Source organism: Micromonospora sp. NBC_00617 (genome assembly GCF_045161355.1).
Taxonomy (GTDB): Bacteria; Actinomycetota; Actinomycetes; order Mycobacteriales; family Micromonosporaceae; genus Micromonospora.
The window spans coordinates 2,906,582-2,922,228 of the sequence record NZ_CP107751.1 but is presented as its reverse complement, the minus strand read 5'-3'; the positions used below and the strand labels follow the sequence as shown (position 1 = coordinate 2,922,228).

The 15,647-nt window shown below is 69.2% G+C and carries 7 protein-coding genes and 2 pseudogenes; 4 read left to right on the top strand and 5 right to left on the bottom strand.

The window, feature by feature from the left end:
- Positions 1-656: 656 nt before the first annotated feature.
- Positions 657-2,003, top strand: coding sequence for an NADP-specific glutamate dehydrogenase (gene gdhA / locus OG505_RS13380; RefSeq protein WP_405433558.1), 1,347 nt, complete (start codon positions 657-659; stop codon positions 2,001-2,003).
- A 454-nt stretch (positions 2,004-2,457) separates the two neighbouring features.
- Here the strand turns inward: gdhA and OG505_RS13375 are convergent, their stop codons facing one another.
- Positions 2,458-3,612: a hypothetical protein gene (locus OG505_RS13375; protein WP_405433557.1), complete on the bottom strand. Its 1,155-nt coding sequence runs from the start codon at positions 3,610-3,612 to the stop codon at positions 2,458-2,460.
- Between the two features lie 52 nt (positions 3,613-3,664).
- Here OG505_RS13375 and OG505_RS13370 point away from each other — a divergent pair, with 52 nt between their 5' ends.
- Positions 3,665-4,480, top strand: a complete 816-nt coding sequence (locus OG505_RS13370) for a hypothetical protein (RefSeq protein ID WP_405433555.1) — start codon at positions 3,665-3,667, stop codon at positions 4,478-4,480.
- 630 nt (positions 4,481-5,110) lie between these two features.
- Here OG505_RS13370 and OG505_RS13365 read toward each other — a convergent pair.
- From OG505_RS13365 to OG505_RS13355, 3 genes and pseudogenes are all read right to left on the bottom strand, one after another.
- Positions 5,111-7,987: a glycosyl hydrolase family 95 catalytic domain-containing protein gene (locus OG505_RS13365; RefSeq protein WP_405433554.1), complete on the bottom strand. Its 2,877-nt coding sequence runs from the start codon at positions 7,985-7,987 to the stop codon at positions 5,111-5,113.
- Between the two features lie 277 nt (positions 7,988-8,264).
- Positions 8,265-10,964 carry an RICIN domain-containing protein gene (locus OG505_RS13360; RefSeq protein WP_405433553.1) on the bottom strand — a complete coding sequence of 900 codons (2,700 nt, stop codon included), beginning with the start codon at positions 10,962-10,964 and terminating at the stop codon, positions 8,265-8,267.
- Between the two features lie 461 nt (positions 10,965-11,425).
- Positions 11,426-12,449: pseudogene (locus OG505_RS13355) on the bottom strand (hypothetical protein).
- Between the two features lie 415 nt (positions 12,450-12,864).
- On the opposite strand from OG505_RS13355, the pseudogene OG505_RS13350 reads away from it, so the two are divergent.
- Positions 12,865-13,153 (top strand): annotated as a pseudogene (locus tag OG505_RS13350) (transposase); the annotation flags it as partial.
- Between the two features lie 17 nt (positions 13,154-13,170).
- Here the strand turns inward: OG505_RS13350 and OG505_RS13345 are convergent.
- On the bottom strand, positions 13,171-14,445 hold the full coding sequence (locus tag OG505_RS13345; RefSeq protein ID WP_405433552.1) for a DUF1479 domain-containing protein: 1,275 nt from the start codon (positions 14,443-14,445) through the stop codon (positions 13,171-13,173).
- A gap of 88 nt (positions 14,446-14,533) precedes the next feature.
- On the opposite strand from OG505_RS13345, the gene OG505_RS13340 reads away from it, so the two are divergent.
- Positions 14,534-15,628, top strand: a complete 1,095-nt coding sequence (locus OG505_RS13340; protein ID WP_405433551.1) for an ROK family transcriptional regulator — start codon at positions 14,534-14,536, stop codon at positions 15,626-15,628.
- Positions 15,629-15,647 lie beyond the last annotated feature (19 nt).

Below are 15,647 nucleotides of genomic sequence, written 5' to 3'. Positions count from 1 at the left end.
TCGCCGCCCTGCCGGTGGCTGAGGGCGTGGCGGCGGTGAGCCGTCGACGGACATCGTCGACCTGCGTATCGGCCGGCAGGTATCGGGTGACGAGGAGCTTCGCCTCCGCGCTGCCGTGCACGAGGGTCGGCGCGCGGCCCCGATCGGCGGTAGGAGCAGCCGTGTCGCCGCCGGACAGCCGGCCTCGGGCCCACGTTCCAATCGCCGAGTCGAGGGCCTGCGGGTCGGCGTTGGTGCAGACCCGCCAGATCGTCGACCCGCTGTGTAACTACTCATCCCCGCCGCCGTCGCCGCAGCGAGCGCCGGGACGACCGCTGCCGCATGATTCCGGCCCGGCGGCGACCGGTTTTCCGACACCCGACCAGCAACTCCAGCGGGCTACGGCACACCCGTCACCTCGCCAACCGGCACCGCCGATAACGGACCAGCAGGTGGGAATGTCACACTGAACGACGACGAAGCGCCCCGCAAGGACAGAGTCCGTGAGAGAATCTCGTCCTGCCGGAGCTTCTCGCTCAACACGCCGAAGCAGCCGTGCCACGACAGGTCGTTCTACAGCAACGTTGCTGTTGAAGTGGCCATGCGGTGTGGGGTGACCCGTGGGGCGCCTAGCGTGCCGCCGCGAACCGGCCATGGTTGCACACCGAGGAGTATTCGTGTCGGTACAGGACAAGCTTGAGTCGATCTTCATTTCGGTGGTGCGGCGCAACCCTGGTGAGGACGAATTCCACCAAGCGGTGCGGGAGGTGCTCGACAGTGTGGCGCCGGCCCTGGAGAGGCATCCCGAGTACGCCGAAGCGAAGATCATTGAGCGGATCTGCGAGCCGGAGCGGCAGATCATCTTCCGGGTGCCATGGGAGGATGATCGCGGTGAGGTCCGCATCAACCGCGGCTTCCGGGTGGAGTTCAACAGCGCCCTGGGCCCGTACAAGGGAGGTCTTCGCTTCCACCCGTCGGTCTATCTGGGGATCGTGAAGTTCCTCGGTTTCGAACAACTGTTCAAGAACGCGTTGACTGGCATGCCGATCGGCGGCGGCAAGGGGGGGTCGGACTTCGACCCCAAGGGCCGCTCCGATCGGGAGGTGATGCGGTTCTGCCAATCGTTCATGACCGAGCTATACCGGCACATCGGCGAGTACACGGACGTGCCAGCCGGCGACATCGGAGTCGGTGGCCGAGAGATCGGTTACCTGTTCGGGCAGTACAAGCGGATCACCAACCGGTACGAGTCCGGGGTGCTGACCGGCAAAGGCCTCAGTTACGGCGGTGCCCAGGTGCGCCGGGAGGCTACCGGCTACGGTGCGGTGTTCTTCGCCGAGGAGATGCTACGCGCCGATGGCGGCGACAGCCTCGACGGAAAGCGGGTGGTGGTCTCCGGCTCGGGCAACGTGGCGATCTACGCGATCGAAAAGGTGCATCAGCTCGGTGGCACCGTGGTGGCATGCTCGGACTCCTCTGGCTATGTCTACGACGAAAAGGGAATCAACGTCGAGGTGCTTAAGCAGGTCAAGGAGGTCCGCCGGGCACGGATCGACGAATACGTCGAGGCCCATCCGCACGCCACGTTCGTCGCCGGTCGCCCGATCTGGGAGGTGCCCTGCCAGGTGGCGATCCCCTGCGCGACGCAGAACGAACTCACGGCCGCCGACGCGCTCAGCCTGATTGCGGGTGGCTGCACCACCGTGGTGGAGGGGGCTAACATGCCCACCACGCCGGAGGCGGTGCGGGGTTTCGCCGAGGCCGGGGTGCGGTTCGCGCCCGGTAAGGCGGCCAACGCCGGCGGAGTCGCGGCAAGCGCGCTGGAAATGCAGCAAAACGCCAGCCGCGACTCGTGGACCTTCGACCATTCTGAGCAGCGGCTGCGGGAAGTCATGCGGACCATCCACGCCCGCTGCTACGCCACCGCCGACGAGTACGGCATGCCGGGCGACTACGTCGCTGGAGCCAACATCGACGGCTTCCGGCTCGTCGCCGAGGCGATGCTCGCCCACGGCCTCATCTGAGACGGCGGCGTACCCGTAGCGAGGATGCTGGGCAGGGCCGGGGAGTCCTGCGCCCTCATCCGCCGATCCCGCCCATTACGACGATTCTCACCCAACGCCGTTAATTCCGAACAGCACGCACAGTGAGGTGATCTCAGCGACTTTCCGGTAGGTATTTGTACTCGAGCAGACCGGGGTGCTGGGGCGGGCCGACGCGGTCACCGATCTCGGCCAGCCGGTCGCGTAGCAGCCGGTGCGGCGGGGGTACCCGTGGATCGAGGGACGGTCCGCCCGGCGTGCGGCGACGCATCGCCGCTAGCATCGCGGCCCACCGTCCCCGCCGTACGCCTTCCTCAACCGGGTCGGCCGCCGCGTGCAGCACGCCGCCGAGGAGACCGCACAGGCAGCACGGATCCCACGGGTGCTCCTCCGCGCCGGCGCGGTGCCCGCCGCAGCACGGGAATCAGGGCGTCTTTCAGCCGGGCCCGGTCGCCACCGGCGAGCCGGACCACTGCGTCGAGGACCCGTTCCAGACTGGACGCCGTCGTGGGGCCGCCGAGCAGGGAGGCGACCTCCTCCGCCAGCTCGTCCGGGTCGGTGATGGCCGGGGGCGCGGGCAGCGGGCCGGCCGGTGGCGGCAGGTCATCGCCCACCGCACCGACCACCAACGGCAGGGCGACCACGTACCCGTGCCGGGCGGCCAGCGTGCCGGCCCGGTCGCGGATGTCTGCCGCCGGGTGGTCGACCGCTGTTGCGATGACTTCGGCGATCTCCGCCGCCCGGTCGGGGTGCCGGCGGGCGAGCTGGTCCAGCCAGCCGAGCTGGGCGCGGACCAGCGCCTTGTCGGGCCGGACGAGGACGGCCCGTGATGCGTCGAGCAGTCCCTCGATTTCCAGGCCGTCGAGAGCCCGAAGCGTCTTCTGCGCCATTGACGCCACGGACCCGGGGCGTCGGCGAGGAGGCGCAGGTAGTCTCCGCGATGCTGGTCGACCTCGCTGGCGGTGGGCTCCAGCAGGGCGTGCAGGGCGACGAACGCGCGCAACGCGGCCGGCCGGTCGCCGCGCAGCAGGCGGCTCACGCAGCCGTCGAGCAGCATCGTCCGGTCCAGGCGGCCCTCGCGGGCCAGCCGCGCCAGCGCGCGCGGCAGGGCGAGTTTCTCGTCGGTCATGAACTCGTCGAAGGACATCCGCGTCCCGGCGCCATCCACCTCGAACAGGCGCGGCACCAAAGCGTCGAGGAACACGTCCGCCCGGAGCCGGTCCACCAGCGGGACCGGTCGCTGCCACTGCGGCGGCCACGCCATCAGGGCGAGCCACCCCTCCACGAACTGGTCACCGGTCGGTGGCGCCGCCTTCTCGGCGACGAGCAGCTCGGCGACGAATCCCCAGCCGCCCATCGAGTCGTCCCGGCGGAGCCGGTCCGCCAGCCGGTATGCCAGCTCGGCCAGCCAGGGCACCCCGCGCGTCCGCGCGACCTGGACCACCAGCCCGCCGTCGGCGCCCCGCAGCGACACGTTCCGCCGGCCGAGCAGCTCGACCGCCGTGGCGGCGGTGGGCAGGCACCCGACCGCGGCCACCGCCAGGGCCGTCGCCTCGTTGTTCCACCACCAGTTGTCGCGCCGCCGGCGCACGTGGGCTACCAGCCCGTCGGCGAACGACCGCCGCCCCTGCTCGTCGAGGCCGGTGACCGCCTCGACGGCCGCGCCGATGTCACCCCGGGTGGTGGCCGACCGGCTGTGGCGGCGTGTGGTCGAGCATCCGGACGGCGCCCGGCCGGAGCCCGACCCCCGTGTGGCCGCCGCGCTCGCCGCTCTCTACTGGTTCCGGCACCAGACGACCAGAGGCGCAGACCCCACCGACTTGAACCGGTCGTTGCCGCTGTTCCGGCAGCTCTCCTCCATCGGTAACCCGAAGCTGGTGCTGTCCGGGCCGCTGGCGCGCATGGCCGAGGAGGACGCGGAGAACGAGCTGTCCGCCCAGCTGAACCGGACCGCCCTTCGCCTGCTGAGCAACGGCTCCCACGACGCGCGGGCGCGGCAGGAGGCGGTCGCGATCCTGCGCCGGGCCGTCGAGCACGCGGTCCCGTGCGGCGTCGCGCACGCCCGCGTGCTGACCAACCTTGCTGGCGCCCTGCTCGCCCGCTACCGCGTCGACAGGGCTCCCGACGGGGTACGCGAGGCGGTGGAGACGGCTCGGCGGGCGGTGGACATCGAGTGCGCGTTCGGCGTCGATCGGGCCGCGGTGCTGGCGAACTACGCCATGATCCTGGTTTCGGCGGCCGAGGTGCCCGGCCTGATCGACGACACCGCTCTGCGCTCGGCGGTGGTTCACGCTCGCGGTGCCGTGCTCAGCCTGCGGCCGGCCGAACCGTTCCGAGCCGCCTACGAGGTGACGCTGGTCAGCGTAGCTCGCTCGGTGTTCGAGCGAACCGGCCGCTGGAGCGACCTGGAGACCGCCCTCGACCTGGCCGACGAGCACCGGCCGCTCCGGCGACGTTGACCTCGCCCATGATCGACCAGCCTCCTGAGGTCTTTCCCTGACGGCAAGTAGAGTTCGACGTTGCGGCAGGGGCACGGGGGTAGCGTCACTGTGTCGGGCCCGTCCATCCTGCCGCTCGGTGGTCGAGCGGCGTGGCCGGCCCAGGCCGCGAGGACGACGTCGGGCACTCCGGCGCCGGCGAGGTAGGTCAGGCAGGCGTGCCGGGCGTCGTATGGCCGGACCTTGCGGACTCCGACCTTGGCCACCAGCTCGTACACCCGGCGGCGGAACCAGTCGGTACGTTGCGGCTGGCCGAGTTCGTTGACCAGGACGTAGCCGCTGTCGGTGTAGGCGTTACCGGTCGTGCCGCCGGGGCCGGCGCCACTGCCGACATTGCCTCCACCTGCGGGTCAGGCACCCGATGGCGTGTTGTTCGACCTGGCGCGTCTCGATGCTGGCGGGCGGGTTACCGCCCGCCCGCTGCTGCGCGCCCTGGGCTGGACTCCCGGCCTCGCCCTGCACGTCGATGTCGTGCACGCCGCCGTGCTCATCACCCCGATGCCAGACGGCGCGCACGTCGTGGGCACCGGCCGGAAGTCTGGCGGCCCATCGTCCCGGAGCCGCTGCGACCAGTGCCTCTGGCCTCCCGCCTCAGGCATCAAGGATCTGCCATTCCTGGCTGATCTCGCCGCTGACCGGTTGCTGGACTGCCCTGGCGCCGTCCGCGGTGGAGCCGCCCTCGACCCCGACACACCAGCCATTGCTCACGTTGACGAACCGGTAGTATCCGCTGGTCGTCGCCGGGACGAGATTCCACCACTGGTTACGTCCGCCGTTGTCGGCCCATTGAACGAGTGCCGCGCCCTGGCCCGAGCCACCTGGACTGTCCAGGACTTTCCCGCTTTTGACACCGGACAGCCGGAATGAGCCATCGCTGTTGGACAGCAGCCGCCACTGCTGGTTGGCCGCGCCAGTCCACGGCCACTGGATGACAGCTGCCCCGTCAGTGGTCGAGCCGCCGTTGACGTCCAACACCTTTGCGCTGCGCCGGTTGTCCAGTCGAACGACGCCGCCGCCGGCGGCGGCTGGCAGACCTACGACAACCTGTATCTGTTGTCCGGCCGTCAACGAGATCACCCGGGCATGCGGGCCGAGCGGCGAGGGGGTGACCGTTGCGGACGTGGTGATGGATGCCATCCCGCGCCGGCTGAGGAGGGTGATCGCCTGGGTGATCGTTGAGGTGAGTGCCACGGTTACTGAGCGACCAGGCAGATCCCAGGAGAGGCTGTGAATGCGGACCTGGTTGCGTCCGCGGACGCCGGTGATGGTGCCTCTGGGGAGTTGGCCGGGCAGGGCGGGCAGCAGCTCGATGACGCCGGGCCTGGTGTACACGAGCGCTTCGCTGAGCACGGCCGGCAGCGTGTTGGCCGCATCGGCGTTGTAGGTCTCCAGATTCGGGTTGTGTGCTGTCATCAGCGACCGGAAGATCATGTTGTTGCCGATGATCTTCCGGAGGTTGCTGTAGACGCCGGCGGCGTCCTTGAGTCGAGCGGAGGCGAGGGCTCGATGCAGGCTGCCGTGCGCGGAGGTGTTCTCGTCACCGCGCAGCGCCAGGGCCCTGAGCGCGGCGGTGACCAGACCGGGCGCCTCCTCGGGATTGACCTCGTGCAGGGGCCACGCGCCGTACAGGTGATGGACGTGCCGATGGTTGTAGCGATCCGTGAGTCCCGGCCAGGACCATTCGGCGAGGGCGCCGCTGCCGTTGACCGTGTAGGGCGGGATCCTTGCCAGCAGGGCCGTCCAGCGTGCGACACCTTGGCCGGTGCCCTGTTCGACGCCGAGCGCGTTGGCGGCCTCGACGGCCGCCCGCAGGGCGTGTCTGCCGGCCTGGATGTCGCCGGTGGCGTTGATCGCCAGCAGGACGTTCGTGCTGGCCGGCGAGTTCTCCATCGAGAACGACGGCACGAACACCACACGGCCGGCCGAATCGGTGCGGGTCAGGAAGTCCTCGTAGAACAGCGCTAGCTCCATCAGCGCCGGTCCCAGCTTCTCAGCCAGGAACGTCCGGTCCCCGGTGACCTGGTAATACTCCAGCAGCGGGTAGAGCAACCAGTCCGCGCCGCCGGTCCAGCACTGGCCGGGGAAGCCGGGGTCGAAGTGCAGCATGTACCCGTACTCGCCGTCGGTTCGTGATGGGGCCAGGAAGCCGCGGGCACCGTACAGGTTGCGAGCGTTGGTGCGCCAGTGAGCGAGCTGACCGAGGATCAGGTTGAAGTAGCCCTGCATGGCATCGGTGAGGTCGAGAATGTTGCCGCCGGCGACCTGCAGGTTGATGTTGGCATCGGTGGTGAAATCGTCGGCCCAGGCGCCGTTCCAGGTGCCGGCCCAGATTCCGGTCAACCGCGGCGGCAGCACGCCGCTGGAGCTGATGAACAGGTAACGGCCGCTGTCGTAGAGACGCTCCAGCAGGGCAACATCGATGGTGTTGCGATTGGCGTTCTGCCGGGCGATCAGCTCGGTGGTCGACAGCTGCCGGTCGGCGGCGGAAACGTTCAGGTCCAGGCGGGAGCGGTCGTACATCGCCGCGTGCAGGGTGACGTGCCGGGTCCGCAACTCGGCATAGTCGGCGCGCACCGCGGCCAGCGCCGCGTGCAACGGCTTGCTGTCCCAGGCCGTGGGTGACTCGTAACGGTCGAGTTTGGTCAGCAGGAGGAGCCTGGTTGCCGCAGTGACGACGATGGTCGACCCGTTCGCGGCTACCGTGCCACCGGTGGCGACGACCCGGGTGACGCCCTCGAAGCCGAACGCGCCCTGCCCGGACGGGTAGGTGCCTCGCAGGTTCAGGTAGCCGGAACCGTCGATGACGCTGGCCAGCGTGGTGAAACGGACCGAGCCGGGGACACCGGCGAGGGAAGTGTTGACGCCCAGCGTCGCGTCGATCGATCGGCCGGATGCCGGGGTCAGTTCGTGTACGACGACGTTGTCGGCTCGCGAGGCGAAGGCGCGGCGAGTCCAGGTGCCGTTGCTGTCGGTCCAGGTGGAGGTGACCTCCCCGGTCCGGAAGTCGGTGATGCGGGCGTATCCGTTGGCCGTGGTCATGCCGGGAGTGCTGATCTGCAACTCGAAGCCGGGGTGGTAGGTCTGGGTCCAGCGCAGGCTCCAGCCGGCCGCGAAGTCCGTGTTGGCTCCGGCGTAGTTCCCGGCCAGCGCCTTGTCTCGTACGCCGGCCAGCCGCCCTGAGATTACTGGCGGGGTTACGCCCCGGCTTCCGTTGGGCAGCACGAAGCGGTGGTGATTGAAGATCACCTTCTCGAGGGTCGGCGTTCCGTACAGGACCGCGCCGTACTCGCCGTTGCCGGTGAGGAACCCGTCCGTCCAGGTTGTCGCCGCGGTCGCGTCGTAGATCCCGCGCTCGGGCAGGGTGACCTGAGGTGCAGCGGCGGCGGCCCGTCCGGCGCCCACGGCCGGGATCAGGGCCGCCGAGCCGGTGGTCAAAGCGGCGGTGGCGAGCAGGCGCCTACGGCTCACGGGCAGGTCCGTCATCAGGAGTTCCTCTCGACACCGAGGCTGAAGGTTGTGCGTCATCTCGTCCGGCACCCGCAGCCCGTCGGGTCTGGGCTACGAACAACGGTTCTGCATTCTCGAATCGATTCGGCAAGAATATGAGTAACATAGATGTTCGTCAATTTTGTCAAGATTGGATCGTGGTCTACTCGGGCACGGGAACCCCACGCCCGAGCAGACCTCACAACGATCGGTCAGCTGGTCACCGGCGGCCGAACTTGACACTCATCTCTGCCACTGGTCAGGCGGGTACGAACTGCCACTGCTGGTTGGTCCCGCCGTTGGCGGTCCACTGCACGACCTGCGCGCCGTCGCTGGTCGAGGCGGCGTAGACGTCGGCTGCCAGTCCGCTGGCCTGGCTGACGATGGTGTAGTAGCCGTCACCGGTGGGCCGCAGGTACCACGACTGGTTGGTACCGCCATTGGCCGACCACTGCTGCAGTTGCAGACCCGCCGTGGTGCTGCCGCCGTTGACGTCGAGGACCTTTCCGGAGGCGGTGTAGCGCAGGGTGTAGGCGTCCTGCGTGGTGCTGATCGTCCAGGTGGGAGTGCCGCTCTGCTGGACCGCCTTGGCGCCGTCGGCGGTGGAGTTGCCGGCGATGGCGAGGGGCTTTCCGCTGTTGCGGTTGACGATGCGGTAGGTGCCGGGTGCGGGCCCGGTTCCGCCGCTTCCGCCGAGGTTGAGGTACTCGACCGCGTCGGTGAAGACGGTGCTGCCGGACTTCGTGGTCGACAGCTGCAGGTACACGCGGCTGCCGGTGGCGGGGGTAGTGAAGGAAACCGGTTGGGTGACCCGTGAGCCGAGCGGGACGGTCAGGGTCGTGCTGCCGGACGCGACGACCGCGCCGGTGGGGCTGTCGAGCCGGGCGGTCCAGGCGAAGCCCACCGAGGTGTTGGTGAAGTCGTCGTTGAACACGGTGATGGTGCGGGTCACCGTGGCGTTGCGGGCGTAGCTGGGTACCGCCTGCGGCAGCGGGAAGGTGCCGTTCGAGTCCGAATTGCCGGAGGCGGACCAGTACGGGAGATCGACCGCGGCCACCGGGTTGAACGCCGCCTGCACGCGCTGGATCTGCGGGTTGCTCCACGGGTCGGGCAGATTATCCGCGCCGTAGACCGGGCGAGTGCCCTCCTCCGTGGTGAAGTCGGTGGTTCGCACGCCCGGCACCACGCTGGCCCAGGCAGATAGCAGCGTGTAGGGGCGCAGGTCGCTGGCGTCCTTGCCGCGCTTGGCAGCAGTTGCGGTGGCGAACCACGTGAAGCCCTGCTTGGTGCTGCAAGCGGGCCAGATGTACTCGCCTTCGCCGTCCGGACGCCCGGAATTGCGATTCAGGGCCTCGCCGTACCGGCCGACACCGTCCAGGTAGTGCGCGAAGATGGCGAAGTTGGAGTAGTTCATGGCCGGGTACCGGCTGGCCGAGTCCGCGCCCGGAGCGGCGTCGATGCTGATCGGCCGGGTGCCGTCGTTGCCGTTCATCGCCGCGTACAGGTCCTGTTCGAACTGCTGCGAGTCGTTGTTGTTGAAGCTGGGCTCGTTGATCTGGCTCCAGCGGATGATCGCCGGATGGTTGCGGTCGCGCAGGGTCAGGGCACGAGCGTGGGCCACCATGTTGTTGCGTCCGGACACGAAGTCCTGGGCACCACTGCGGATGGCGGTCTCGTCGATGACCATCAGGCCCATCTCGTCGGCCACGTCGAGCATGTACGGGCTGGCCGGTTCCATGTGCATGCGTACCACGTTGTAGTTGAGACGCTGGTAGTTGTTCACCGCCTCGGGCCAGCCGCCGTTGCCAGACGACGGCGGCAGGAAGCCGGGCAGGGTGTCGTACGCGTCGCCCTTCCCGCCGTAGTTGACCCGGTCGTAGTCGGCGCCCTGCAGGCTGTCGCCACGGAAGTTCACCCGCACGCCGTTGAGGAAGTAGTACTCGCCGTTCTGCGTGCTCTCCCGGAACCCGAAGCGGTACGTGGCGTCACTGGTGCGGCCGTCGTCAACGGAGGCGTGGATCGCCAGGCGGTGCAGTTGGGCCCGGTATCCGGACCGGTACGGCACATTGGGCCACCAGTACGAGGTGGTGCCGAGGTCCCACGCCACGGGGCCCACCGTGACCTTCGCCGTCGAACGGGCCGCCACCGTCACGGTCTGCTGCGGCAGCTGCGGGTAGCTGAAAGAGCCCGCGCCGTCGGACGTGACCGACCCGCTGAGGGTGACCGTTCTGGTCGCGGCCGACGAGTTGGTCACCGACACGTCGTAGCTGAGGGTGCGGTTCGCCACCGATGTGCGGACGAACGTGTCGCTGACATACACCGCCGGGTACACCCGCAGGGACGCGGACCGGTAGATGCCCTGCGGTATCGCCTCGGACCAGTCGGCCGCCACGGGGACCAGGTACTTGCCGTCGGACGACTTCAACGCGCCGCGGCCCTTCACGTTCACGGTGATCGTGTGGGTGGTGCCGGGCGCCGCGTATGCGCTGATGTCGAAGTTCGACGGGGTGAACGCCGTCGTCTGGGTGGCGACCACGCGGCCGTCGACCGACAGTGTCGCCTGGTGGTTGACGGCGCCGAACTCGATCCAGGTCGACTGCGGCTGCCCCGAGTCCGGCACGGTGATGCTGCGCGAGTACACCGCCTCGTTCACGTCGGTGAAGCCCTGCTTGTACCAGCCGCCACCGGGCACCGTGATCGAGGTCGTTCCCCGACCCGAGGGCGTGAAGCTCCACGTCCCGCTCAGATCGACCGAGGCGATCGCGCCGTTACCGGCCGCCACACCGTCAAGTCCGGCGGCCGCGACACTCTGCGTCGCGACCGGCGCGGCCAGGGCCGACCTGGGGGTCGCCAGGGGCAGGCCGCCCAGCGTCAGGGTCAGGCCGAGCGCCACGGTCGCGGCCAGCCCTCTGGCCGACGCCGACAATCGGCCACCCCAGGGGACGTTCGTACGATGCACGGTAACCTCCTGTGACTCACCCGATGGTCCTACGACTTCGAGTCAAGGTGTATGTGCCGGCCGTAGTCGAATCGATTCGACGATCAGCCGACGTCGTCGACCACCCGGGAGGGTAAACACAGTCGACACGTAGATGTGATTAACCGGCAACACGGGTACTGAGTCAAGGATTTCGACTCATCTATCTTATGCCGAAGCCTGAAATTCCATCAAACCCGACAAAAGCCGCAGCAAAGGTAGGATGAAAGGTCCGTCGGCACCACCGTCGACGCGCCGGCCTCCGACTGAGGCGCCTGCGGGATGATTAGCCCGCCGCGTTCATCGGTTGGCGGGATGACCGCGCCCCCAGACGGTAGGGCAGGGTCCGGGACGTCCCGGACCTCGGGTCGGGCACCGACCCCGTCCAAGATCACTGCACGCATGAACCGAATCCTCAACGCCGACGCCATGGTCAGCGGACGTCATCGGCCGGGCGACGGAGCCTGCCGGCAGAGCCGGCGGTACTCGGCGGTCACCACGGCGAGCAGGAAGAGGTCCACCGCGAGCGCGGAGAGTGCCCCGAACTGGTTGACGGTGAAACTGAAGATCTGCCCAAACAGCAGGTCCACCAGGAGCGCGAGCTTGAACAGCCGGAAGGCCTGCACCCGGTCGCGAGGCAGCAGCGACGCCCCACGGATGCTGAGCACCACGGTGATCAGCGCCGAGGCCGAGATCCCCAACACCGCGCGCCATTCCCGCTGGTCGTCGAGCTGGCCGGTGACCGCGTCCAGAAGGACGTTCCCCACGACCACGAACGGCTCGCCGACCAGATAGAGCACCACCAGCGCCACCACCCACCGGTGGGTGGTCACCCAGACCACGGCCCGGCGGGCCCACCTGAGCCACGGCTCCCAGAACCGGGAGCCGGCTGGCTCGTGTCGAGGCACCGCGTCGAGTAGCCGGACCACCCCCTCCTCGACGTCCGGACCGCACCCACGGACCAGCCGGGCGACCGCCGCGCGACGATCATCGGTGAGGCCGGTGCGGAGCCCATCAACCACCCCGTACAGGGCATTCGCCGTACGTTCGGAGCCGGAGAGCCGGGCCCGCCCCCGGAGGGCCTGGGTGATCACCACCAGCAGGGCGAAGGCGCCGTAGATGATGCCGGCGGCCGGGGCGTAGAAGTAGTCGGTCCCGACGGTGACGAACTTGCCCACCTCGTCGATGAACAGCCCGAACCCGATCCCGCCCAGAACCGCGCCGAGGCTCCGCGCCGCGCTACCGAGGAAAACCAGCGCGACCCAGGCCGGCGGTCATCAGGACACCACCCCAGAGCACGTGCGCGATGTGCAGCCCACCGCCGCCGAGTTGCGGATAGCCGGCCGCCTGGAGAAAGGCGCGGGCGACCAGCACCGTGACCACGCCGGAGAGGACGAACGCCTGCAGGTACGACGGCGCCTCCAGCACCCGGAGCTGCCTCGACCAGCGGGACGGGCGGGCGGGCATGGTCCCGACGCTAGCGGTGCGTCCGTCACCCCGGGCCGGTTCCGCCGGAGTTGGGAAGGCCGCCGGCCTCGGCACCCCTGCCTCTGCCTGCCCCCCAGCGAACTTGCCGGAAGGCGACCGAGTACCGCAGCTTCGGCACCGGCGGAATACTGTGCTGCCAGCTGGAGCGGGCGGCCCCGGACAGCACGTACGCCGACCGTGGCGCCAGCGTCACCTCGTACACCCGGCGTTTCTCGGCCCCTTGCCAGCCGTCTTGAGCTGCCGCAGCGCCTCCGGGCAGGAGTCGAACGCGACGAGCCGGAACCCGCCGGCCGGCACTACCCGGTGGGGTGGCCCTGCGGGTGTGGTGGCATCCTGCCGGGGTTTCACGCCGCAGGCACGCTCGAACGTCGCCTCATTGCAATGAGCGGGCAGGTTGGCCGATAAGGCGTACACGTCGAGGGCCAACCGTCGTTACCTGCGTCGCCGCGGGATCGCCGCGACGATCCCGTCGAAGGCCGACCAGGACGCCAACCGGCGCAAGAAGGGGTCCAAGGGCGGCCGACCACCGGCCTTCGACCCCGAGGCGGTACAAGCAGCGTCACGCCGTGGAGTGCGGCATCAACCAACTCAAACGCCACCGCGCCGTAGCCACCCGATTCGACAAACTCGCCGTCCGCTACGAAGCCACCGTGCACATCGCCGCGATCAACGAGTGGCTATGACCGACTTCGACACGGCCCTAGGCGATCCCGAGGCCGCGGCGGCCAATTTCGTTGAGGTCTTCGGGCTGGAAGCGGTTGGGCCATTCGCGCTCGTAGTCCTCGGCAGGGAAGTCCGAAGGGCTCGATCCGCTGAGGAACGCCTCGCGGACGTTGGCGGCGTACTTCTCGTTGCGGGGGCACCACGGGGCGGCGGGGATGTACATGACGTTGCCCCAGCCCTTCTGCGACTCGACCGGCGCGACACTGTGGATCATGTCGGCGTGCCACCAGACCGAGTCACCGGCCTGCACGTCGGGGATGCCGGCCAGGGCCTCCATGAGCGGGGCGTGCCACTTGTGGCCAGCCGGGAAGACCTGGTTGACGGTGACGCCACACATGTCGTCGTCGGGGACGTCGGACAGCAGCGGGCGCAGCATCAGGTACGCCATAGCCTCGGGAATCGGCACGGTGTGCAGCACGCCCTGGTCGTGGGCCATGTCAGACAGGGCGGTCCAGCCCTGGAAGGTGCGGAATGCCGAGCACATTGTCGTGCCGGGGTACTGCGGGCCGTCGGTGCGGTGCGCGGCGTCCCACGGGTCGTACTGTTCGACGCTGCCGTCGAACAGGTGCCGGAACGCCTGCTGGTAGGCCCTGGTCATCCACAGGTCCAGAGTGCCGGGGTCGAGGTGGGTGCCTAGGCCGGCGGAGTCGGCGCCCTCGGGGCGGCGGCGGATGCGGTCGGGGTAGAGCGAGTCCCTGTTCGGGTCGAACCACTGCACGCCGTCAGACTCCGACTTCCACTGGCTGTTGAGGAAGGCCTGGACGGCCGCCATCCGGTAGCTCTGGCGGGCCTGCATCTGGGCGGGCGACCAGTAGATCGGGTAAATCTCGGGCTTGGAGCCGACGCTGCCGAAGAAGTCGTCGCCGGGGCCGCGGTAGTTCTCGAAGAAGTTGTTGCTCTCGACGTAGTCGACGATGTCCCGGTCCCACGCGAGGGCCTGGTCGCGGTCGAAGTGGCCGCGCACGATCAGGCAGCCGCGGCGGCGCAGCAGGTCGAGTTGCTCGGCGGTGACGGTGCCGTTCGCGATGTCGGCGTAGTCGATGACCGGCCAGACGCTCTCGCCGCCACGGCGGGCGGCGTTGATGTCATCGACGGCGGCCTGGACCCGCTGTTCGACGACGGCGAAAACCTCATCGACCGTGCGCCCGGAGGCCTCGATCTGGGCGCGCAGCGCGGCCTTGATCTCCCGGGTGGCCGCTTTGAGGTCGGTGGGGGTCCGCTCCCAGTGCGGCAGTGCGGTGCTGGTCGACACGGCGTCTCCTTCTAGTTAGCTCTCGTTACTTGAAAGACTTTACTGGGTCGAAACTCTTCTAGGCAATAGCCCTGACTAGAATGTTGGCGTGGAGCCCACCTTGCCGTCGCAGGAGATCGTCCGGTCGCTCACCGACGAGCACGTGCTTCGCGCGTTGATGCAGCACCGTCGACTTACTCGCGCCGAGCTTGCCGTCGAGATCGGCATCTCCAAGCCGACCGCGGGAGAGAGTGTGCGCCGGCTGACCGAACGCGGGCTGGTGGCCGACACAGGTGAGCGCACCCCGGGTGGTCGCGGTCGCGGTCGGGTGGGCTCGTACTACGCGCTCGCGCCGGCGGTGGGCGTGGCGCTGGCGGTCGTCATCGCCCCGGAGGGTGTCGTGGCGGAGTGCCTGGACATCTACGGTGACACCGTGTCGCGCGCGGTCCGACCGATCGACCGGCCGGCCCGCCCGAGCCAGGCTGCCGATGCGCTGGCCACCGCGGCCGCCGAGGTTCTCGCCGCAGCCGGCCGGCCGGCCCGGCTGGCCGTCGTCAGCGCGGCTGACCCGGTAGATCGCGCCACCGGCCGCCTGGTGCAGCTGCCCGATTCACCTTTCCTGGTCGGTGACCTCGACCCGGCCGCCGTCCTCGCGCCGCGCGCGGGCGGCCCGGTCGTCGTCGACAACGACGTGAACTGGGCGGCGTTGGCCGAGCGGAACACCGCCCGCGACTTCGCTTACCTCTTCTTGGGTGAAGGGCTGGGCTGTGCGATCGTCAGCGACGGCGAGGTCCGCCGTGGGCATACCGGCCTGACCGGTGAGATCGCCCACCTGCTGACCATCGGGCCGGGTGGTCGCGCGGTCCGGTTGATCGAGGTCTTCGGCGAGCTGGGTCTGCGCCGCGACGGCTCGACCGCGATCGACGTCGAGCGGCTCCTCGACAGCGACCCCGCGACGCGGGAGCTCATCGGCCAGGCCGTTGCCGGTGTCGTCGCCGCCGTGGTCGCGCTTGCCGACCCGCAGGAGATCGTTGTTGGCGGTTCGTGGGGCCCTCCCCTGATCGGTAGCATCCGCTCGGCGACAACACGGATGCCGCGCGAGGTCCCCGTGCGGCCCGCCGTGCTGACCGGCGAGCCGGTTCTGGCCGGTGTGCGCGCTGAGGCGCTCAACCGCCTCCGGTCAGCCATCACGACGAACGACTGACCGGGCGGCCAGTTTTCAA